Annotated in this window: 21 protein-coding genes; 1 reads left to right on the top strand and 20 read right to left on the bottom strand. The window is 71.6% G+C overall.

Annotation, left to right across the window (positions count from 1 at the left end; translation table 11 throughout):
* Positions 1–303: 303 nt before the first annotated feature.
* The 20 genes from tyrS to infC form a co-directional block, all read right to left on the bottom strand.
* A complete protein-coding gene (gene tyrS, locus KHA85_RS03080; RefSeq protein WP_308936840.1) occupies positions 304–1,575 on the bottom strand; it encodes a tyrosine--tRNA ligase in 1,272 nt (423 codons plus the stop codon).
* A gap of 5 nt (positions 1,576–1,580) precedes the next feature.
* Positions 1,581–2,309, bottom strand: coding sequence for a DNA-3-methyladenine glycosylase (locus tag KHA85_RS03075; protein ID WP_308936839.1), 729 nt, complete (start codon positions 2,307–2,309; stop codon positions 1,581–1,583).
* Positions 2,306–2,527 carry a Trm112 family protein gene (locus KHA85_RS03070; RefSeq protein WP_213184765.1) on the bottom strand — a complete coding sequence of 74 codons (222 nt, stop codon included), beginning with the start codon at positions 2,525–2,527 and terminating at the stop codon, positions 2,306–2,308. Before KHA85_RS03070 ends, KHA85_RS03075 begins: the two co-directional genes overlap by 4 nt.
* 5 nt (positions 2,528–2,532) lie before the next feature.
* Positions 2,533–3,990 (bottom strand): argininosuccinate lyase, encoded by a 1,458-nt coding sequence (gene argH / locus KHA85_RS03065; RefSeq protein ID WP_213184764.1) that lies wholly within the window; start codon positions 3,988–3,990, stop codon positions 2,533–2,535.
* Positions 3,987–5,186: an argininosuccinate synthase gene (locus KHA85_RS03060; RefSeq protein WP_007627020.1), complete on the bottom strand. Its 1,200-nt coding sequence runs from the start codon at positions 5,184–5,186 to the stop codon at positions 3,987–3,989. Before KHA85_RS03060 ends, argH begins: the two co-directional genes overlap by 4 nt.
* 57 nt (positions 5,187–5,243) lie before the next feature.
* On the bottom strand, positions 5,244–5,741 hold the full coding sequence (locus KHA85_RS03055; RefSeq protein WP_007627021.1) for an arginine repressor: 498 nt from the start codon (positions 5,739–5,741) through the stop codon (positions 5,244–5,246).
* Entirely contained in the window at positions 5,738–6,688 is a 951-nt protein-coding gene (gene argF, locus KHA85_RS03050; protein ID WP_213184763.1) for an ornithine carbamoyltransferase, read from the bottom strand. Before argF ends, KHA85_RS03055 begins: the two co-directional genes overlap by 4 nt.
* Positions 6,685–7,899: an acetylornithine transaminase gene (locus tag KHA85_RS03045; RefSeq protein ID WP_213184762.1), complete on the bottom strand. Its 1,215-nt coding sequence runs from the start codon at positions 7,897–7,899 to the stop codon at positions 6,685–6,687. The genes argF and KHA85_RS03045 overlap by 4 nt, the downstream gene beginning before the upstream one ends.
* On the bottom strand, positions 7,896–8,831 hold the full coding sequence (argB, locus tag KHA85_RS03040; protein ID WP_213184761.1) for an acetylglutamate kinase: 936 nt from the start codon (positions 8,829–8,831) through the stop codon (positions 7,896–7,898). Before argB ends, KHA85_RS03045 begins: the two co-directional genes overlap by 4 nt.
* A gap of 1 nt (position 8,832) precedes the next feature.
* Positions 8,833–9,330, bottom strand: coding sequence for a hypothetical protein (locus tag KHA85_RS03035; RefSeq protein ID WP_213184760.1), 498 nt, complete (start codon positions 9,328–9,330; stop codon positions 8,833–8,835).
* Complete coding sequence (gene argC / locus KHA85_RS03030; protein ID WP_213184759.1) at positions 9,327–10,364, bottom strand: N-acetyl-gamma-glutamyl-phosphate reductase; 1,038 nt, start codon at positions 10,362–10,364, stop codon at positions 9,327–9,329. The genes KHA85_RS03035 and argC overlap by 4 nt, the downstream gene beginning before the upstream one ends.
* Positions 10,365–10,407: 43 nt before the next feature.
* Complete coding sequence (locus KHA85_RS03025) at positions 10,408–11,139, bottom strand: DUF2786 domain-containing protein (RefSeq protein ID WP_213184758.1); 732 nt, start codon at positions 11,137–11,139, stop codon at positions 10,408–10,410.
* 124 nt (positions 11,140–11,263) lie between these two features.
* On the bottom strand, positions 11,264–12,088 hold the full coding sequence (gene thiD / locus KHA85_RS03020; RefSeq protein ID WP_243699819.1) for a bifunctional hydroxymethylpyrimidine kinase/phosphomethylpyrimidine kinase: 825 nt from the start codon (positions 12,086–12,088) through the stop codon (positions 11,264–11,266).
* The gene (gene pheT / locus KHA85_RS03015; RefSeq protein ID WP_213184757.1) at positions 12,081–14,570 is read right to left on the bottom strand and encodes a phenylalanine--tRNA ligase subunit beta; all 2,490 of its coding nucleotides are present in this window, start codon (positions 14,568–14,570) and stop codon (positions 12,081–12,083) included. The genes thiD and pheT overlap by 8 nt, the downstream gene beginning before the upstream one ends.
* 40 nt (positions 14,571–14,610) lie before the next feature.
* Positions 14,611–15,666: a phenylalanine--tRNA ligase subunit alpha gene (gene pheS, locus KHA85_RS03010; RefSeq protein ID WP_213184756.1), complete on the bottom strand. Its 1,056-nt coding sequence runs from the start codon at positions 15,664–15,666 to the stop codon at positions 14,611–14,613.
* Positions 15,667–15,902: 236 nt separating this feature from the next.
* Positions 15,903–17,564: an ABC-F family ATP-binding cassette domain-containing protein gene (locus KHA85_RS03005; RefSeq protein WP_213184755.1), complete on the bottom strand. Its 1,662-nt coding sequence runs from the start codon at positions 17,562–17,564 to the stop codon at positions 15,903–15,905.
* The gene (locus tag KHA85_RS03000) at positions 17,561–18,433 is read right to left on the bottom strand and encodes a TrmH family RNA methyltransferase (RefSeq protein WP_236885080.1); all 873 of its coding nucleotides are present in this window, start codon (positions 18,431–18,433) and stop codon (positions 17,561–17,563) included. The genes KHA85_RS03005 and KHA85_RS03000 overlap by 4 nt, the downstream gene beginning before the upstream one ends.
* Before the next feature lie 10 nt (positions 18,434–18,443).
* On the bottom strand, positions 18,444–18,824 hold the full coding sequence (gene rplT, locus KHA85_RS02995; RefSeq protein WP_131886584.1) for a 50S ribosomal protein L20: 381 nt from the start codon (positions 18,822–18,824) through the stop codon (positions 18,444–18,446).
* Positions 18,825–18,893: 69 nt separating this feature from the next.
* A complete protein-coding gene (gene rpmI, locus KHA85_RS02990; protein ID WP_007630819.1) occupies positions 18,894–19,088 on the bottom strand; it encodes a 50S ribosomal protein L35 in 195 nt (64 codons plus the stop codon).
* 94 nt (positions 19,089–19,182) lie between these two features.
* Positions 19,183–19,794, bottom strand: a complete 612-nt coding sequence (infC, locus tag KHA85_RS02985) for a translation initiation factor IF-3 (protein ID WP_100086307.1) — start codon at positions 19,792–19,794, stop codon at positions 19,183–19,185.
* A 333-nt stretch (positions 19,795–20,127) separates the two neighbouring features.
* Between infC and KHA85_RS02980 the strand changes: the two genes are divergently transcribed.
* The gene (locus KHA85_RS02980) at positions 20,128–20,526 is read left to right on the top strand and encodes a DUF1844 domain-containing protein (protein ID WP_007630815.1); all 399 of its coding nucleotides are present in this window, start codon (positions 20,128–20,130) and stop codon (positions 20,524–20,526) included.
* The last annotated feature ends 40 nt before the right edge of the window (positions 20,527–20,566 follow it).

Here is a 20,566-nt window from a genome sequence, read left to right as displayed (position 1 = left end):
CTCAAACAACACCCACACACCGCTCACCAGCAGCCTCAGCCACCGTCTCGCGGGGCGATCGCCGCCCCTTTCGAGGCAACTCCTCCAAGCTAGCGGTCCCGCTCCACCGTGTCAAACCGGCTCGGCGCTCCCACTTGCTGGCGCCTGTCTCCTCGGGCGGCTCGGGCCTCTCGGTCCGGGCCGCTCTCGGCGACGTCCAATAAGTTACGCAGGCGTGAACGGAAACGCAAACCCGCAGGCCAACCCCGCTAACGGACGATGGCGTCGGCACGAGCCGACGCCATCGTCGTAGGCAGGGGCGGATCAGCTGATGCGGACGCCCGCGAAGCTCTTCTTGCCACGCCGCAGGACCAACCATCCGCCGTGGAGGAGATCGCCGGAAGACGGCGTCCACTCGGGGTCCGAGACCCGCTCGTTGTTGACGTACGCACCTCCCTCACCGACAGCACGCCGGGCAGCACCCTTGCTCTCGCTCAAACCGGAGGCCACGAGCAGGTCGACGATGGTCGTCGGGCTGCCCGGGGCGATCTCCACCGCGCCGGCGTCCTCGAGCGCCGCTGCGAGCGTCGCCTCGTCGAGCCCGCCGAGCTCGCCGCGGCCGAACAGGGCCTGCGCGGCGGCCTGGACGGATTCCGTCGCGGCCACGCCGTGCACGAGCGTCGTCATCTCCTCGGCGAGGCGCTTCTGCGCCGCACGCAGGTGGGGCTTGTCGCGGGTCAACGCCTCGAGCTCGTCGATCTCCTCACGCCCGAGGAAGGAGAACCACCGCAGGTAGCGCACGACGTCGGCGTCGGCGGTGTTGAGGAAGTACTGGTACCAGGCGTACGGGCTCGTCATGGACGGGTCCAGCCACAGGCTGCCACCTCCGGTGGACTTGCCGAACTTCTTGCCGTCGGCGGACGTCACGAGAGGGACCGTCATGGCGTGGACCGTCTCGCCGTCCACCCGCCGGTTGAGGTCGACACCGCCGATGATGTTCCCCCACTGGTCGGACCCACCGAGCTGCAGTGTGCACCCCATGTTGCGGCGCAGCTGCAGGAAGTCGTTCGCCTGGAGCAGCATGTAGGAGAACTCGGTGAACGAGATGCCCTCGCCCTCGAGGCGACGCTTGACCGTGTCGCGTCCGAGCATCGTGTTGAGCGAGAAGTGCTTGCCGACGTCGCGCAGGAATTCGATGACCGTCATGTGCCCGGTCCACTGCATGTTGTTCACGATCCGCGCACCAGTGGGTCCCTCGGTGAGGTCGACGAACAGCTCCAACTGGCCGGCGATCCGCTCGGTCCACTCCGCGACGGTGTCGGAGGTGTTCATGACCCGCTCCCCCACCTCGCGGGGGTCGCCGATCATCCCGGTGGCGCCGCCGGCGAGGACGATGGGCCGGTGCCCGGCCAGCTGGAACCTGCGCAGGGTCAGCAACGGGATGAGGTGCCCGGCGTGCAGGCTCGGACCGGTCGGGTCGAACCCGCAGTAGAGCGAGACCGTCCCCGCGTCGAGGTGGGAGCGCAGCGCGTCCAGGTCGGTCGACTGGGCGATCAGCCCACGCCACTGCAGTTCATCGAGGATGTTGTTGGTCACGACCGTCATTGTCCCCCATCCGTGCGACCGCCCACCACGGGGCGGGTGACCTGCGGGGCGCGCGGGCTCCGCCGGTAGGCGGAGACCTCCCGCGCGCCGGCGAGCCAGAACCGCCAAGGGCGGTCCGCCTCGCGAGAGACCCCGACGCGCGGACCCGAGCGGATGTGGTCGTCAGGAACCGGCTCGGGTCGGAACCTGATCGACGACGAGGGGTCCAACACGTCGGTGCCCCGCAACGACAGATCAATGCCGAGCGTGCGTCCGAGGTTGCCGGGACCGCGGGCGGCGCGCTCCGCCGGGATGCCGGGCCGGCGGGTTTCCACTGTCTCATGGCCGCCCACGACGCGGGCCGCCCGCAGGAGCACACCCCCTCCCTCACCCTGAGGTCGGCAGGTGATGTTCACGCACTGATGCAACCCGTGGCTCAGGTACACGTACAAATGACCGGCGTCGCCGAACATCACCTCGTTGCGAGCCGTGCGACCCGGCCACGTGTGGGCCGCCGCGTCAGGGAACGCCGAGTCGGCGGGCCCACCGTACGCCTCGACCTCCATGACCCGCACCGAGACCGTGTCGTGCGTGAGGATCCCGCCGAGAAGCGACCGCGCCGCCTCGTCCGGGGACGACTCGCGCAGCAACGCCCGGAACCCCTCGCCACCCGTGTCGTAGTCACCCGTGGTGTAGTCACCCGCGGCGTCGCGGTCGGCTCCGGACGCGCCCGCCAGTGGACTCACTCCGTGTGCGCGCCGCCCGACCGGGCGACGAGGTCCGCGTGTTCGGCGTCGTCGACCTGCCGGGATTCGTCGACCAGCAGGACGGGGATGCCGTCGTCGATCCGGTAGGCCCGGCGCAGTCGCGGGTTGTACAGCGTCTCCCCGTCGACCAGGAGGAGGGGGCCCTTGTCCTCGGGACAGGCGAGGATCCCGAGCAGACGTGCGTCGATGACGGACATGCGTCTCACCCTACCCACGCGGCGAACTGGTCACGGACCTCGCCCAACCGTCGGCGTTGCTCCGCCACGGCCTCCCCCGCGGTCCCGCCACGGGCGTTCCTCGACGCGACCGAGCCGGTCACCGTGAGGATCTCGCGGACCTCGGGCGTGAGCGTGGGGTCCACGGCCGCCAACTCGTCGTCGTCCAACTCGTCCAGTCCCACCCCGCGGCCCTCGGCCACCCGCACGCACTCACCGGCCGCCTCGTGGGCGACCCGGAACGGGACGCCCCGGCGGACCATCCACTCGGCGATGTCCGTCGCCAGCGTGTACCCGGCGGGCGCGAGCTCGGCGAGTCGCTCGGGATGGAATTCGAGGGTGCCGACGAGCCCTGCCATCGCCGGCAGGAGCAGGTCGAGCTGCGCGACGGAGTCGAAAACTGGCTCCTTGTCCTCCTGCAGGTCCCGGTTGTAGGCCAACGGCTGCGCCTTGAGGGTCGCGAGCAGCCCGGTGAGGTTGCCGATGAGCCGCCCCGTCTTACCGCGCATCAGCTCGGCGACGTCCGGGTTCTTCTTCTGCGGCATGATCGAGCTGCCGGTCGACCACTCGTCGGCGAGCGTGACGTACCCGAACTCGGGAGTCGACCAGGCGATGATCTCCTCCGCCAGACGGGAGAGGTCGACCGCGATCTGCGCGAGGACATAGGACGCCTCGGCCGCGAAGTCCCTCGAACTCGTGGCGTCGATCGAGTTGTCCGCCGCACGGTCGAACCCCAGCTCCGCGGCGATCGCGTCCGGGTCCAACCCGAGCGAGGACCCGGCCAGTGCGCCCGAACCGTACGGCGACACCGCCAGCCGGCGGTCGAGATCACGGATCCGGTCGAGATCGCGCAGCAGCGGCTGCGCGTGCGCGAGCAGCTGATGAGAGAGCAGCACCGGCTGGGCGGCCTGGAAGTGGGTCTTGCCCGGCATGACCGTCTCCGGGTGGGCGTCGGCCTGCGCGACGAGCGCGTCGACCACATCGAGCACGCCCGCCGCCACCGCGCGGACGGCATCGCGGAGCCACATGCGGAAGAGGGTGGCGACCTGGTCGTTGCGTGAGCGGCCGGCCCGCAGTCGTCCACCGACCTCGGCACCGACCCGGTCGATCAGCCCGCGTTCGAGGGCGCCGTGGACGTCCTCGTCCGACTCGGCCGGGACGAACGCGCCGGAGTCGACGTCCGCGGCGAGCCGATCCAGGCCGTCGAGCATCGCGTCCAGATCCGGGCCGGTGAGCAGACCCGCCCGGTGCAGCACCCGGGCGTGCGCCTTGGACGCCCGGATGTCGTACGGTGCCAGCTCCCAGTCGAAATGGGTGGACTTGCTCAGCGCGGCCATGGCTTCCGCCGGACCGCCCGCGAACCGGCCGCCCCACAGGGCGCCGGTGTTGGTGCCGTGCCTGTCGTCCCCGGCCGTCCGCCCGCGGTCGCTCTGTTCGGCACTCACAGGCCCAGGTCCCGCTTGGCGGCGATCTTGGAGCTCAGGCCGTGCAGGTTGACGAAACCCTTCGCGTAGCTCTGGTCGAACGAGTCGCCCTCGTCGTAGGTCGCGAGGTTGAAGTCGTACAGCGAGGAGTCGGAGCGGCGGCCGTTGACGGTGATCGACCCGCCGTGCAGGACCATCCGGATGTCGCCCGACACGTGCTGCTGGGTGTTGTCGATGAAGGCGTCCAGCGCGTACTTCAGGGGCGAGAACCACAGGCCGTCGTAGACCGCGTTCGACCACTCGTCCGAGACGCCGGACTTGTAGCGGGCGAGCTCACGCTCGAGGGTGACGTCCTCGAGGGCCTTGTGGGCGGTGATGAGGATCATCGCGCCCGGCGCCTCGTACACCTCACGGCTCTTGATGCCCACCAACCGGTCCTCGACCATGTCGAGACGGCCCACGCCCTGCGCGCCACCGCGGCGATTGAGCTCCTCGATCGCCTCGAGGACGGTGACCTTGCGACCGTCGATGGCGACCGGCACGCCCTCGGAGAAGGTCACGGTGACCTCGTCGGGGGCGGCGAAGTTGATGGTCGGGTCCTCGGTGTAGTCGTAGACGTCCTTGGTGGGGGCGTTCCACAGGTCCTCGAGGAAGCCGGTCTCCACGGCGCGGCCCCACACGTTCTGGTCGATCGAGAACGGCGACTTCTTGGTGACGTTGATCGGGATCTCGTTCTTCTCGGCGAACTCGATCGCCTTCTCGCGGGTCCACGCGTAGTCGCGGACCGGCGCGATCACGTCGAGATCCGGTGCCAACGCGCCGAAGCCGACCTCGAAGCGGACCTGGTCGTTGCCCTTGCCGGTGCAGCCGTGCGCCACGGACGTGCCGCCGTGCATCTTCGCCGCGGTGACGAGGTGCTTGACGATGAGGGGACGGGAGATCGCCGACACCAGGGGGTACTGCCGCATGTAGAGACCGTTGGCCTTGATGGTGGGGGCGCAGTACTCCTCGGCGAACTCGTCGCGGGCGTCCACGACGATCGACTCGACGGCGCCGCAGTCCAGCGCGCGCTGGCGCACGACGTCCATGTCCTCGCCACCCTGGCCGAGGTCGATGGCGACGGCGACGACCTCGGCACCGGTCTCCTTGCCGATCCAGCTGATGGCGACGGAGGTGTCGAGTCCGCCGGAGTAGGCGAGGACGACGCGATCGGACATGGTGTTCTCCTTGGTGTGTGCTGTGGGTCTGTGGGTCTGGGTGTGCGGGGCGCCCGGTCAGAGCTGGCGTCGGGCCAGCGCGGCGAGTCGGTTCGCGAGCTCTGCTCCGGAGACGGGTTCGCGGGCCATCACGAATATGGTGTCATCCCCGGCGATGGTGCCGACGACGTCGTCCGGGTTGGCGCGGTCCAGGGCGCTGGCGAGGAAGTTGGCGGCCCCCGGTGGGGTGCGCAGAACCGCGATGTTGCCGCTGTGATCGGCGGACACGAGTAGCTCGCCGAGCAGCTTGGCCAGTCGGTCGGTGCCCCCGGGGATGCCCGGGACGTGGCTCCCGTCCTCCGGGATGACGTAGCGGCCCGCTCCCCCGTCCGCGGCGCGGAGCTTGACGGCACCGAGCTCGTCCAGATCACGGCTGAGGGTGGCCACCGCGACCGCGATGCCCTCCTCGGCCAGTGCCTCGGCGAGCTCGGTCTGGCTGCGGACCGGGCGGCGCCGGAGGATTTCGGTGATCCGGGCGTGCCGCACCGTCCGACTCACGGCGCCGACCGAGGTCACGCCCGCTCCAGGAGCCAGACGAGCAGTGCCTTCTGGGCGTGGAGCCGATTCTCCGCCTCGTCGAACACCCGGCTGCGGGGTCCGTCGATGACGTCGGCGGAGATCTCCTTGCCCCGGTACGCGGGCAGGCAGTGCAGGACGATCACGTCGTCGGAGGCCCGGTCCACCGCTTCCTGGCCGAGCCGGTAGTCGGCCAGGTCGCGCAGGCGGTCGGTCGCGGAGTCCTCCATGCCCATCGACACCCAGGTGTCGGTGATGAGTACGTCGGCTCCCTCGACCGCCGAGTCGACGTCGGTGGTGATGTGGACCGATCCGCCGGTGGTCTCCGCGATCCGCTCGGCGTCTGCCACCACCTGACCGGAGGGCTGGTACCCGTCGGGAGCGGCGATGGTGATGTGGATGCCGGCCGTGGCGAACCCGAGCAGGTAGGAGTGGCCCATGTTGTTGGCCCCGTCGCCGAGGTACACGGCTCGCAGGCCCGCCGTGCGGCCGAAGGTCTCCCGGATCGTGAGGAGGTCCGCGAGGATCTGGCAGGGGTGGAACTCGTCGCTCAGGGCGTTGACGACCGGGACGTCCGAGTGCGCGGCGAGCTCGACGAGCCCGTCCTGGGAGTACGTCCGCCACACGATCGCCTCGACGTAGCGGGACATCACCCTCGCGGTGTCCTCCAGCGTCTCGCCCTTGCCCATCTGGGTGGAACCGGACTCGACGACGATCGGGTTGCCGCCCAGTTGCGCGATCCCGGCGTCGAAGGAGAAACGGGTCCGCGTCGACGTCTTGTCGAAGATGACGGCGACGGAGCGGGGGCCCTCCAGCGGGCGCGCGGAGAACGGCTCGGCCTTGAGCTGCAGCGCGAGGTCCAGGACGGCGGCCTGTTCGCCGGGGCTCAGGTCGTCGTCGCGCAGGAAGTGGCGTACCGAGCGGGAGGGCGCGGGCGCACCGGTCATGACGAGGACTCCTTCTGGGACGCGGCGTCGAGGATCGCGGGCAAGGCGGAGACGAACTCGGCGGCCTGCCCCTCGGTGAGGATGAGCGGCGGGGCGAGCCGGACGACGTCGGCGGTCGTGGCCCCTACGAGATAGCCGGCCCTCCGCGCGGCCTCCTCCACGGACTTGGCCACCGGGGCGGTGAGCACAATGCCGAGCAGCAGCCCCCGTCCCCGCACGTGGTCGATCAGCGGATGGTCGAGGCACTCGATCTCCGCGGCGATGACCTTGCCGAGCCGGTCGACGTGCGCCACGAGGTCGTCGGACTCGATCGTGTCGAGCACGGCGAGCGCGGCGGCGCACGAGACCGGATTACCTCCGAAGGTCGTCCCGTGCTGGCCTACGGTGAGCAGCTCACCGGCCGAGCCGATCCCGAGGCACGCCCCGATCGGCAGCCCGCCGCCGAGCCCCTTGGCGAGGGTGATCACGTCGGGCACCACCCCCGCCTTGCGGGAGGCGAACATCGCGCCGGTCCGGGCGATCCCGGTCTGGACCTCGTCGACGATCATGAGGACGCCGTGCTCCGTGCACAACGCGCGGACGTCGGCGAGGAAGCCCTCCGGCGGTTCGACGACGCCGCCCTCGCCCTGCAGCGGCTCGAGGATCACGGCGGCGGTGTCAGCGGGGGCCTTCTCCACCAGTGCGGTGAGGGCGTCGATGTCGCCGTACGGATAGAACTCGACACCGGCCGGCATCGGCTCGAACGGTTCGCGTTTGGCGGGCTGACCGGTCATCGCCAGCGCGCCCATGGTCCGACCGTGGAAGCCGTTCTCGGCGGCGAGGATCCGCGAACGCCCGGTGCGACGGGCGATCTTGAACGCGGCCTCGTTGGCCTCGGCGCCCGAGTTGCAGAAGAACGCCCGCACCGGCTCGTCCACCGCCAGCAGGGCCTCGAGCCGCTCCGCGAGCTCGACGACCGTCGGGTGCACGTACAGGTTCGACACGTGCCCCAGCTCGGCGACCTGCCGGCCGACCGCGTCGACGATCGCGGGATGCGCGTGGCCGAGCGAGTTGACCGCGATACCGCCGAGGAGGTCGGTGTACTCGCGGCCGTCGGCACCGACGACGGTGACACCGCGTCCCGAGACCAGTGCGAGCGGCGGGGTGCCGTAGTTGCGCATCAGGGCGGTGTCCCACCTCGAGGTGAGGGTGGGAATGGTCTTCTCGCTCACGCGTTGTCTCCTGCCGGTATCCGGGTCTCGTGATCGCCCTCGGTCACCATCGTCCCGATGCCGCCCTCGGTGAGGATCTCCAGCAGCACGGAGTGCTCGACACGGCCGTCGATGACGTGGGCGGCGCGCACGCCGCCCTGCACGGCGCGCAGGCAGGCCTCCATCTTGGGCACCATCCCGCTCTCCAGTGACGGGAGCAGGCGCTCCAGGGGCCGGGTGCCCAGATGGGTCACCAGCGAGGAACGGTCGGGCCAGTCCGTGTACAGCCCCTCGACGTCGGTGAGAACGACGAGCTTCTCCGCCTCCAGGGCCGAGGCGAGCGCACCCGCGGCGGAGTCGGCATTGATGTTGTGAACGGTCCCGTCGGCATCGGGGGCGATGGTCGAGACCACGGGGATCCGCCCGGCCTCGATGAGGTCGAGCACCGCGCGCGGGTCGACGGATTCGACGTCGCCGACGAGCCCGATGTCGGTGGGCCGACCGTCGACCATCGCGGTACGCCGGACGGCGGTGAACAGGCCGGCGTCCTCGCCGGAGATGCCGACCGCGTACGGACCGTGCGCGTTGATCAGGCCGACGAGTTCACGCCCGACCTGCCCGAACAGCACCATCCGCACCACGTCCATCACCTCGGGGGTGGTGACCCGGAACCCGCCGCGGAACTCCCCCTCCATCCCGAGCCGCGCGAGCATCGACGTGATCTGCGGGCCCCCGCCGTGGACCACGACGGGCTTGAGGCCGCAGGTGCGCAGGAAGACCATGTCGGCGGCGAAGGCCTTCTTGAGCTCGTCGTCGATCATCGCGTTGCCGCCGTACTTCACCACGACGATCTTGTTGTGGAACTTCTGCAGCCACGGCAGCGCCTCGGCGAGGACGCGCGCGCGGACGAACGGTGTCAGCTCGGTGGACCCGTCGTTCATCGCTGTGGTCATGTCAGGCCTCTCCGGGCTGGTCGGGGATGGTCAGGGCGAGATGGACGTCGGCGCCGCCGCGGTGCCGGAACCGGAACTCGACGCCGTCGGCGGTGGGCACCGGCTCGGGCAGCGGCGAGTACTCGGTGTCCGGCCGGAAGACGAGGACCTCGATCGGGCCGACCTGCGTCCCGGACGCCGCGGCCAGCGACTCGGCGACGCTCTCGGCGACGAGGTGCGCGGCGGTGAAGTCGGCGGCCGTGTCCCCGGCGCCGGCATCTCCGATCAACACCACGGCGCGGGTGGCGGGGACCTGTGCGCAGCGCGCGCTCCACTGGAGTTCGCCGGCCAGCGCGGCCTCGGACACGCCCGGCGCGGTGATGTCGAGCCGGGCCGCGGTGCCGACAGGCGCCCACCAGGACACGCTCCCGGGATCGTCGATGTACGTCCGACGGACGAGGCCGTGGAAGTCCTCGCCCGGGACGGCGCCGTCCGCGCCGACCGGTCCGACGTCCGTCACGGGGCGAGACCGACCGTGCTGAGCCCGTCCGTCTCGGGCAGGCCGAGCGCGAGGTTCATCGACTGGATCGCCCCGCCGGCGGTGCCCTTGGCGAGGTTGTCGATCGCGGCGGTGAACACCGCGCGGCCCGCGCGCTCGTCCACCTCGATGCCCAGCTGCACGGCGTTGGAGCCGAGAACGGAGGCGGTCATGGGCTGCACGCCTGCGGGCAGGACGTGGACGAACGGCTCGTCGTCGAACGCCTCCGCGTAGACCCCGCGCAGCTCGGCGGCGCCGGCCGTGGTGGGGGCCACGGCGGTGGTGAGGATGCCGCGTGCCATGGGCGCGAGAACCGGAGTGAAGCTCAACGACACCTGCTCGTCGGTGACCGACCGGAGGTTCTGGAGGATCTCCGGGGTGTGCCGGTGGGTGGTGACGCCGTACGCCTTGACCGAGCCCATGACCTCCGAGGCCAGCATGGGGACCTTGGCGGACTTGCCCGCGCCGGACGCGCCGGTGACGGAGACGATCGTGATGGCCGAGGCGTCGATCAGCTTCGCCGCGACGGCCGGGAACAGCGCGAGTGTGGCCCCGGTGGGAAAGCACCCGGGCACGGCGACACGGCGGGTGGTCCGCAGCGCCTCGCGCGCCCCCGGCAGTTCGGGGAGCCCGTACGGCCACGACCCGGCGTGCTCGGAACCGTAGTAGCCCGTCCAGTCCTCGGCGCTGGAGAGCCGGAAGTCCGCGCCCAGGTCGACGACGAGGACGTCCGGACCCAGCTGCTCGGCGATCTCCGCGGAGTGCCCGTGGGGCAGGCCGAGCACCACCACGTCGTGGCCCGCGAGGGACTGCGCGTCGGTCTCCGCCAGGACCCGGTCGGCGAGCGGCAGCAGGTGCGGGTGATGCTCACCCAGCGTCTGCCCGGCGTTCGATCCGGCGGACAGGGCGCCCAGCTCGAGCTCACCCGACACGTAGGCCGGGTGTCCCAGGATGAGGCGGAGGAACTCCCCTCCCGCGTATCCCGAAGCACCTGCGACCGCTACCTTGATTGCCATACGCACGAGTATGCACGACGTTGCAATCTTTTGCACGTGGGGGTCAGGCCCCCAGCTGTCGCCGTCCCCCCGCGAACCGCCGCTGCCCCAGGTCCACCGAGCCGCCCACCCGGCGCCCCTCCTCTATTCCGGACATACCGACCCGTCGGCGGGTGCCGCGCACCGCTGTCGGGAACCGGCGGCGCAGCTCCGCGTCCGCCCGCTGGGCGTCCGACCGGAGGACGATCCCCGCCCCGGCCGCGTCCCGGCTCTCGGCGACTGCGCCCTGCTTCGCGGCTTCCAGCCGCCGGCCGACCTCGAAGGCGAACCCGGTCATGAACGACTTGCGGTGGGTGACGGCGGAGACGCCGGGCGCCGGGCGCTGTCGGGCCGCCGCGGCGAGCATCACCCCGGTCAACGCACCGGCGAGCATGCCCACCCGCTCGACGTGCCGCCGGACCCCGACGATGTGGACGACGCGCGTGTTGTCCCCGCGCACGGCGGTGACGGCCCGGCAGTGCATCGCCGACGCGAGTGCGGCGACGAGGCCCACCTGATCGGGCTGATACCTGCCGGAGACCACGTGATCGAGGACGGTCACCTCCGCTGCGGTGGTGTCGGGACCCGTGCGCGCCAGCGCCTCGTCGACGCCGTACTTGGCGAGCAGTGCGTAGGCGCGCTCGAGGAGGACGTCCGCCTCCGGCGTGCCGGCCACGCTCTCGGCCTTGGCGAAGAGTTTCCGCACCCGGTCCAGCGCCTTCTCGGGTGGCCGGGCGGCGTCGCGTGAGGCGTTCATGGTCTGCTCCTGGTCGTCTCGGCTGTCAGTCGGAACGGATATTCGCACACGTGTACGACACCCACGCGGCCGCGCGCGGGCCGAGCAACCATGCCCGACGTCCGGGACGCCCCCGGGGAGACGCTCAGCGGTGCAGGAACCAGGTGTGGTCGAGCGGCCCGGATCCACGGCCCACCTCGAGTGCGAGCCCACCGTGTAGCGCCCCGTCCATCCACGGCCGGACGCGGCGGTAGGCCGCCTCCCAGTCCTGCGCGCCGACCCGGGCGGTGGCCAGGGCCGAGGACAGCGAGCAACCGGTGCCGTGCGTGTGCGGGGTGTCGACCCGCACGAACGGCAGGCGGAGCGTGGTCCGCCGGTCGCCATCGGTCTCGACGAGGACGTCCTCGGCGCTGCCGTCCTCGAGGTCACCGGTGGTGGCGAGCACCGCGCAGCCGGTCTGCTCGTGGACGAGTTCAGCCTGACCGACGATGGTCTCGATGTCCGTGGCGCCCGTCTCGCCGCACAGGACGGCGAGCTCGGGGACGTTGGGCGTGACCAGGTCCGCGAGGGGGACGAGGTCACGGAGCATGCGCGCGGCGTCCTCGCTGGCGAGCCGGCCACCGGTGGTGGCGACCATGACCGGGTCGAGGACGACGTGCGGGGGACGACGACGACGAAGCCAGTCCCCGACCGCCTCGACGAGGCCCGCCTCACCGAGCATGCCGATCTTGACGGCGTCGATCACCACGTCATCGGCCACGGCGTCGAGCTGGGCGATGACGGTCTCGGGCGGCACGGCGTGCACCCCGGTGACGCCGACGGTGTTCTGCACGGTGACCGCGGTGACGGCGCCCATCCCGTACCCGCCCATCGCGGCGACCGCCTTGACGTCCGCGAGCAGACCCGCGCCGCCGGACGGGTCGGTGCCCGCGATGCACAGCACCCTCGGTGCCCGGACCCTGTCAGCCACGCAGAACCGCCCCCACGGCCTTCTCCGCGGCCTCGACGGCCGCGCTGCGCCAGGTGCTCGCCTCGTCCTCGGTGAGCGTGCGGTCGGCGGCGCGGAACGTCAGCGCATACGCCAGGGACTTGCGGCCCTCGCCGAGCTGGGCGCCGGTGTAGACGTCGAACAGGCGCACGCTCTCGAGCAACTCCCCGCCCCCCGAGCGCAGCGCGGACTCGACGTCCGCGGCTGGCACCGAGGCGTCCACCACGAGAGCGACGTCCTGGTTCACCGCCGGGTACGCCGAGATCGTCGGGGCCGGCAGGACCTCACGGACACCGATCGCGGTGAGGTCGAGCTCCACGGCGCAGGTCCGGGCCGGCACTCCGAGTCGCTCGCACGCCGCCGGGTGCAGTTCGCCGGCGTGCCCGACGACGACCGAGTCGACGAGCACCTCCACACAGCGGCCCGGGTGCCAGGGCGCGCACTCCGCCGCCCGGACACGCACCTCGGCACCGAGCGTACGACCGACGATCCTCGCCGCCTCCACCGCGTCGAGGGCGTCGGCCTCCCGGCCCGGGCCGAAGTGCCCGGCCGGCTCGCGCTTGCCGGTGTACAACGCAGCGACGTGCAGCGGCTGCTCGGGCAGCGAGGCGCTCAGCCGCTCGCGCTCCTCCGGGGTGGGCTCGCGGTCGACCGGCAGCATCTCCACCGGCGCGGTTGTGAGCGTACGGAACGACACCTGCGCGACCGAGAACAGCGCGAGATCGCGAGTCCCCCGGGTGATGTTGCGGCGGGCGATCTCGACCAATGAGGGCAGCAGCGTGGTCGCGAGGTGCGACTTGTCGCTCTCGAGGGGGTTGACCACGGACATCGTGTTGCGGCGCTCGTCGTCGTCACCCAGTCCCATGTCGTCGAACACCGACGGATCACAGAACGGGGACGTCAGCACCTCCACGTGCCCGGCCGCGGCCAGGGCGTGCCCGACGGCGCGGCGGCCACGCTGCTCGGCGGTGAGGCCCCGGCCCGCGGGCGCGGTGGGCAGCACCGACGGGATGTTCTCCAGCCCCTCGAGGCGCAGCACCTCCTCGACCAGGTCCGCCGGCAGGGCGAGGTCGGGACGCCAGGTCGGGGGCGTCACCTCGAGCAGCACCGCGTCGTCACCGGCGACGGTGCAACCGATCTGCTCCAGCCGGCGCCGCGCGGTCCCGGCCGGGTACCCGACGCCGGCGACGCGCGCGGGGCGGTCCGGGTCGAACGCGATGGTCGGCATGACCGGCGCCGAACCGACATCGGTGAGGGAGTCCTCGACGGTGCCCCCGGTGATCTCGGCGAGCAGGGTCGCCGCGCGGTCCAGGGCCGCGATCGAGGCGGCGGCGTCGACCCCGCGCTCATAGCGCTTGCCCGCCTCGCTCGGCAGCTTGTGCCGGCGGATGGTCCGGAACACGGCGAGGGTGTCCCACACGGCGGACTCCAGCAGCACATCGGTCGTCTGATCGGAGACCTCGGTCGAGGCCCCGCCCATGACGCCGGCCATCGAGACGGGCCCGCTGTCGTCGCAGATGACGACGTCCTCGGGGTCGAGCGTCCGCTCGACGTCGTCGAGGGTCACCAGGGTCTCCCCCGCCCGCGCCCGCCGGACGGTGAGTCCGCCCTGCAGTCGCGCCGCGTCGAACGCGTGCATCGGGTGACCGAGCTCGAGCATGACGTAGTTGGTCACGTCGACGGCCGGCGAGATCGGCCGCACGCCCGACAGCAGCAGGCGGCGCGCCATCCACCACGGGGTGCGCGCGGCCGGGTCGATCCCCGTCACGCGACGCAGCGCGAACCGCCGGGCGCCCGACTCCGGCAGCACCTCCAGCGGCCAGGTCTCGGCGTCGGCCGGGAGCCCGAGTTCGACGGCGGGGTCGGCGAAGTCGAGGTCGAACCCACACGCGAGCTCGCGGGACAGGCCGCGCGCCGACAGGCAGTATCCGCGGTCGGGGGTCACGTTGAGCTCGATGACGGTGTCCCGCTCGTCGGCACCGGCGGCGAGCACCGGCCCGGCGGGATCGCCCGGCTCGGCGGTGCCGGGGGCCAGGACGATGATCCCGCTGTGATCGGAGCCGATGCCCAGCTCGGACGCCGAACAGATCATGCCCTCGCTGGGCCTGCCGTACGTCTTACGCTTACCGATCTCGAACCCGCCCGGCAGGACCGTGCCCGGGAGCGCGACGACGACCAGATCGCCCTCGGCGAAGTTCCGGGCGCCGCACACGATCTGCTGTGGCTCGTCCCCGCCCACGTCGACCAGGCAGAAACGGATGGGCTTCTTGAAGCCCTCGAGCTCCTCGATACTCGAGACCCGGCCGATCGTGAGCGGGCCGGAGATCTCGGGGAGCTGTTCCGGCTCGCCCTCCACCTCGAGGCCGACGCGGACGAACCCGGCGTCGAGCTCGGCGGGGGTCACGGACCAGCCGTCGTTGGCCCGCTGCAGGATCTCGGTCAACCAGGACTGCGCAATTCGCACTGTGGGGTCCTTCGTCTTGGTGTGGTGGGGGCGCGGCGCGTCAGGCGCGGATGCCGAAGGGCAGGGAGAAGCGGACGTCGCCCTCGACCATGTCGCGCATGTCCGACAGACCGTTGCGGAACTGCAGGGTGCGCTCCAGGCCCATGCCGAACGCGAAGCCCGAGTACTCCTCGGGGTCGATCCCGCAGGCCGTGAGGACGTTCGGGTGGACCATGCCGCAGCCGCCCCACTCGACCCACCCGGCGCCGCCCTTCTTGCGGGGGAACCACACGTCCACCTCGGCGGAGGGCTCGGTGAACGGGAAGTAGTTGGGTCGCATGCGGGTGCGGGTCTCCGGCCCGAACAGGGCACGCGCGAACGCGTCGAGCGCGCCGCGTAGGTGGGCCATCGTCAGCCCCTTGTCGATCGCCAGGCCCTCGACCTGGTGGAAGACCGGGGTGTGGGTGGCGTCGAGTTCGTCGGTGCGGAACGTCCGGCCCGGGCAGGCCACGTAGATCGGCGGCTCGCGGTCGAGCATCGTGCGGATCTGCACCGGGGAGGTGTGCGTGCGCAGCACCTGGCGGCTGCCCTCGGGCGCGACGTGGAAGGTGTCCTGCAGCGTGCGCGCCGGGTGGTCGGGCAGGAAGTTCAGCGCGTCGAAGTTGTAGTGCTCCGCCTCGACCTCGGGTCCCTCGGTGATCTCCCAACCCATCGCCACGAACACGTCCGCGACCTGCTCGGTGATGATCGTGATGGGATGCTGGGCTCCCACCGGGGCGCGCCCGGACGGGACCGTGAGGTCGAGCGTCTCGGCCACGAGGACGGCGGCGTCGCGCTCGGCCTGCAGTTCGGCCAGGCGGGCGTCGTAGGCCTGCTGCACGCGCCCGCGGGCGACGTTGACGGCCTTGCCGGCCGACGCCTTCTGCTCCTTGGGTAGTGCGCCCAGACCCCGGCGCGCCAGGGCGATCGGGCTGCGGTCACCCAGATGCGCCGTCTTGGCGGCGGCCAACGCGTCCAGGTCGGCGGCTGCCGCGAACGCCGCCTCGGCGGCGGCGGCGTAGCCCGCCAGTGACTCCTCGTCGATCCGGACCTCGCCCGCGCCTGTGTCTTCGCTCACCAGTGCCCTCGTCCTCCCCGTCACGTCGGCCGTTCGCGACCGACACACCTCGGGCTCCGAGGGTAGTCGATCTCCGTACCGCCCCCGGGTCCGCCCGGGCCGGCTCGTCCGAGGGCTCAGACCCGGCGCCGGGTCACCGCGCTCCTCGTCGTCGTCATCTCCTCGCCGGATCCCACACCGCGGCGGCGACAATCCTGACGGCTTGCGCTCCGAGCTGGTCCCGCCGGCCGGGTGCGTCACCTGACCTCCCGAACGGCCCCCGACTCCACCACGAACTCGCGGGTCGCGCGGAAGGCGTCCCGCATGCGCCGGTCGTGGGTCACCAGCAGGACCGTCCCGTCGAAGGCGTCCACGGCCTGCTCGAGCTGCTCGATCGCGGGCAGGTCCAGGTGGTTGGTCGGCTCGTCCAGGACGAGCAGGTTCACCCCGCGCTGCTGGAGCAACGCCAGCGCCGCGCGGGTGCGCTCGCCCGGTGAGAGCGTGGCGCAGGCCCGCGCGACGTGCTCTCCGCCGAGCCCGAACTTGGCCAGCAGGGTCCTCGCCTCGGTGGGGTCGAGCCCGGCCGGGTCGGCGGCCACGCAGAACGTGTCGAGCAGCGTGTCGCCGCCACTGAACTCCGAGCGCGCCTGGTCGACCCGGCCGGGCAGGACGCCGGACCCGATCGTCGCGCGCCCCGCATCGGGTGACGAGGCGCCGGTGAGCACCGCCAGCAGCGTGGACTTGCCGGCGCCGTTGGCCCCACTGACGAGGACCCGGTCGCCGGCCCCCAGCTGCACGGTGACGGGCCCCAGCACGAAGTCGCCACGCCGGACCACCGCGCCGGTCAGCACCGCCACCACCGCGCCGGAACGGGGTGCGGCGGCGATCTCCATCCGCAACTCCCACTCCTTGCGCGGCTCCTCGACCACCTCCAGTCGCTCCAACGCCCGCTCGGACTGCGAGATCTTGGCGGCCTGCTTCTCCGAGCGCTGCCCGGCCCGGTTGCGGATGTGCTTATCTCGCTCGGCGTCCTTGCCGCCGGTCTTGCGCATCGCGTTGCGCACGCCCTTGTCGAGCCACGTCTTCTGCGTCTGCACGCGCTCCTTGAGCTGGTCGACCCGGCCCGCGTACTCCTCGTAGGCGTCGCGGGCCCGCTGCCGCGCGAGCGCGCGCTCGGCGAGATAGGCCTCGTAGCCCCCGTCGAACACGGTGATCTGCCGCTGGGCGGAGTCGAGTTCGACGATGCCGGTCACGCACCGGGACAGGAACTCGCGGTCGTGGCTGACCACGACCATCGGGCGGCGTTCGGACCGCATGAACTCCTCGAGGACGGCCAGACCCGCGAGGTCGAGGTCGTTGGTCGGCTCGTCGAGGAGCAGGACGTCGTACTGGCTGAGCAGGACGGCGCAGAGGTTGACGCGGGCGGCCTGCCCTCCCGACAGCGCGGTCATGGGCAGTTCCGTCACGGCGGCGTCGAGCCCGAGCCTGGCGGCGGTGGCGGGGATCCGGTCGTCGAGGTCGCCACCGCCGAGCGCCAGCCAGCGTTCGAGGGCGTCCCCGTAGGCCTCGGCGGCGGCGTCGGAGTCGGCCATCCGCTCCGCGAGCGCGTCCATCCGTACCTGCGCGTCCGCGACACCGGTGACGCGGTGCAGGAAGTCTCGCACCACCTCGTCGTCGTCCCGTTCCACCTCCTGGCGGAGGAGGCCGACCGTGGCGTCCGGCGGGCTGACGGTGACCTGTCCGGTCATCTCGGCGAGCGGGTCGCCGGCCAGCGCGTGGAGCAGGGTGGATTTGCCGGCGCCGTTGGGCCCGGACAGGCCCCAGACGTCACCGGGGGCGACGACGAGGTCAAGCCCGTCGAACAGCGTGCGCGCTCCCCGGGAGGCACCGACTCCGCGGACGGTGAGCGTGGCGCTCACGATCCCGCCTGCAGCCGGGAGCTGGTGTGCAGACAGATGGACGCCGCCGTGACGATGTTCAGGCTCTCGGCGCGACCCCGGATGGGGATGCGGACCCGCAGGTCGGCGGCGGCGGCGAGGTCGGCCGGCACGCCGTGGGCCTCGTTGCCGAAGATCCACGCGGTGGGCGCGGCGAGCACGTCGTCGGCGCGTTCGACGTCGACCTCTCCGCCGGCGTCGGCGACGGCGACCTGCAGTCCCGCCCGGTGGGCGCGCCCGACGAGGTCGTCCTCGGCGATGCCGCGGACGACGGGGAGGTGGAAGACACTGCCGGCCGACGCCCGCACTGCCTTGGGGTTCTCCGGGTCCACCGCCCCCTCCGTGAGCCACACGGCGTCGGCGCCGAGCGCGTCCGCGACACGGATGAGGGTGCCGACGTTGCCCGGCTCGGCCAGCCCCTGACCGACCGCGACGAGGCGCGGCGAGGCGACGGTGTCCGGCACGTCGTCCGCCCCCGCGGCGGGCGCGGTGGCGTCGGCGGCCGGCCGCGTGACGGAGCGGCACACGGCGACGATCCCGGTCGGGGTGACGGTGTCGGACAGGCCGCGGATGGCGCGGTCGGTCACCACGGACACCGCGACGCCGGCGGCTCGGCCGGCGTCGACGAGGTCGGCGAACCGGTCGAGCGCCGCCTCGGTGCAGAACAGCTCGATCGCGGCGCCGGTGGCGAGCGCGGCCTCGACGGAGTTGGCGCCCTCGGCGAGGAGGCGGCCGGCCTTACGCCGGGCCGCCGCTCGGTGGAGCTTGGATGCGGAAACGACCCGCGGGGTCCGTTCGGTGAACGGATCCGCGGGTCGTCCCGTGCCCTCTGCGGGCGGAGTGTTCGTCAAGTCGCGGGTGTCAGGCAGCCGGCGCGTTGACGTCGGCCGGCAGGGCCTTGCGCGCGACATCGACCAGCGCCGTGAAGGCGGCCGGGTCCGTGACGGCGAGGTCGGCGAGCACCTTGCGGTCCACCTCGACGCCGGCGAGCTTGAGGCCCTGGACGAAGCGGTTGTAGGTCATGTCGTTGGCGCGGGCCGCGGCGTTGATCCGCGAGATCCACAGCTTCCGGAAGTCGCCCTTGCGCGCGCGACGATCGCGGTAGCTGTAGGTCATCGAGTGGAGCATCTGCTCCTTGGCCTTGCGGTACAGCCGTGAACGCTGCCCACGGTAGCCCTTGGTGGACTCGAGTACGGTCCGACGCTTCTTCTGGGCGTTGACTGCCCTCTTCACGCGTGCCACTGGTCAATCCTCACTGGTCTGGGGCGGTCGCCTACGGGGCGACCGGGAGTTACTGAAGGTCGGAGGGGCTCAGAGCCCGAGGAGCCGCTTGATGCGGGGCACGTCGGCCGGGGCGACGTCCGTGCGGCCGTCGAGGCGACGGGTGCGCTTGGTGGGCTTCTTCTCCATGATGTGGCGGCGGTTGGCCTGCTGGCGCACCAGCTTGCCGGTTCCGGTCTTCCGGAAGCGCTTGGCGGTGCCCTTGTGGGTCTTCATCTTCGGCATGATCGGTCTTCCTCACATGGTTCGGCCCGGAATGCCCGGTGGGGCCTCGGGTGTGCGGACGGCGTGCGTCCGTGGTCTTGTCGGCGCGGAGGGCCTACTCGGACGCGGGGTCGGTGACCTTCGAGTCCTGCGCCTTGGCGCGGGTCTTGGCGCCGCGGTGGGGGGCCACGACCATGGTCATGTTGCGGCCGTCCTGCTTGGCGCTGGTCTCCACGTATCCGTACTCGGTGATGTCGTCGGCCAGGCGCTGCAGCAGCCGGAACCCGAGCTCGGGCCGGGACTGCTCACGGCCACGGAACATGATGGTGACCTTGACCTTCGAGCCCTTCTCGAGGAAACGGACGACGTTCCCCTTCTTGGTCTCGTAGTCATGCGTGTCGATCTTCGGCCGGAGCTTCTGCTCCTTGACGACGGTCTGCTGCTGGTTCTTCCGCGACTCGCGCTCTTTCTGCGCCGCCTCGTACTTGAACTTGCCGTAGTCCATGATCTTGCACACCGGCGGGCGTGCGTTGGGCGCGACCTCTACGAGGTCCAGATCGGCCTCCAGGGCCAGACGAAGTGCATCCTCGACGCGAACGATCCCCACCTGCTCGCCCCCGGGGCCGACGAGTCGGACTTCGGGGACACGGATTCGTTCGTTGATACGTGCTTCGGCGCTGATGGGCCCTCCTCGGTAGTTACGGTGCTGGCGTCCGCGACCACTCACGTGGCCGCACAACCGCCCTCGAGGCGCCCCACGCTACGCCGGCCGTGGCCGGCGAAGCCGAGAAGGCCCCACGGCATGTGTACCGGGGGCCTCTCACTCCTCACCCGTCGACGAGTACACGTCCGCGATCACTCGCGGGACCCCTCGTCGGGGTGGTGACCATCAAACTGCCTCGCGGCGTCGGATGGTGGGAGATCGGGCTCCTCTTGGACGACGGAACCCGCCTCGTAGCGGATTCCCACAGTCGCTGATGGACTCTACCAGTTCCGGCCGGTGCCCCCAAACCGGTGTCGGTGCACACGGCCCCGGGCGGTCCGTGGGACAGTGAACGGCATGACCACCGACCAGCCTTCATCCGCCGACCAGGCCACCGAGAACCTGCTCGGGGATCACCTCGACGCTCGCGAGGTCGAGATCGTCGATCTGGCGGACGTCTCCGCGCAGGAGATCATCTTCCGTTCCATCGTCGTCCTCATGAGTGCCGCGGCCGAGAAGCTGGGGCTGTCCGACGAGGACCCGACCTCGAGCCCGCGCCTGGACCTCGACGAGGCCCGCAAGCTCATCACCGCTCTCGCGGGCCTGGTGACCGGCTCGGCCGAACACCTCGGGCCGCAGGCCCGCGTCGTGCGCGACGGGCTGCAGGGCCTGCAGCGCGCGTTCCGCGAGGCCAGCGCGTACCCCGACGAGCCCGGCGAGGGACCCGGCGAGAAGTTCACCGGCCCGGTCTACTGACCTCTCCCCCACGGCGGTCGGCGCCCGCGCGGTGCCGACC

This window comes from Dietzia massiliensis, from assembly GCF_018390595.1.
GTDB lineage: Bacteria > Actinomycetota > Actinomycetes > Mycobacteriales > Mycobacteriaceae > Dietzia > Dietzia massiliensis.
This window is presented reverse-complemented; position numbering and strand designations above follow the sequence as displayed.

What these genes read in the sequence shown, in the direction of transcription:
- argB (WP_213184761.1), bottom strand. Translation starts at nt 8,831, where the DNA reads ATGACCACAGCGATGAACGACGGGTCCACCGAGCTGACACCGTTCGTC.
- KHA85_RS03070 (WP_213184765.1), bottom strand. Translation starts at nt 2,527, where the DNA reads ATGTCCGTCATCGACGCACGTCTGCTCGGGATCCTCGCCTGTCCCGAG.
- rpmI (WP_007630819.1), bottom strand. Translation starts at nt 19,088, where the DNA reads ATGCCGAAGATGAAGACCCACAAGGGCACCGCCAAGCGCTTCCGGAAG.
- argF (WP_213184763.1), bottom strand. Translation starts at nt 6,688, where the DNA reads ATGACCGGTGCGCCCGCGCCCTCCCGCTCGGTACGCCACTTCCTGCGC.
- KHA85_RS02980 (WP_007630815.1), top strand. Translation starts at nt 20,128, where the DNA reads ATGACCACCGACCAGCCTTCATCCGCCGACCAGGCCACCGAGAACCTG.
- KHA85_RS03025 (WP_213184758.1), bottom strand. Translation starts at nt 11,139, where the DNA reads ATGAACGCCTCACGCGACGCCGCCCGGCCACCCGAGAAGGCGCTGGAC.
- argC (WP_213184759.1), bottom strand. Translation starts at nt 10,364, where the DNA reads ATGGCAATCAAGGTAGCGGTCGCAGGTGCTTCGGGATACGCGGGAGGG.
- KHA85_RS03060 (WP_007627020.1), bottom strand. Translation starts at nt 5,186, where the DNA reads ATGTCCGATCGCGTCGTCCTCGCCTACTCCGGCGGACTCGACACCTCC.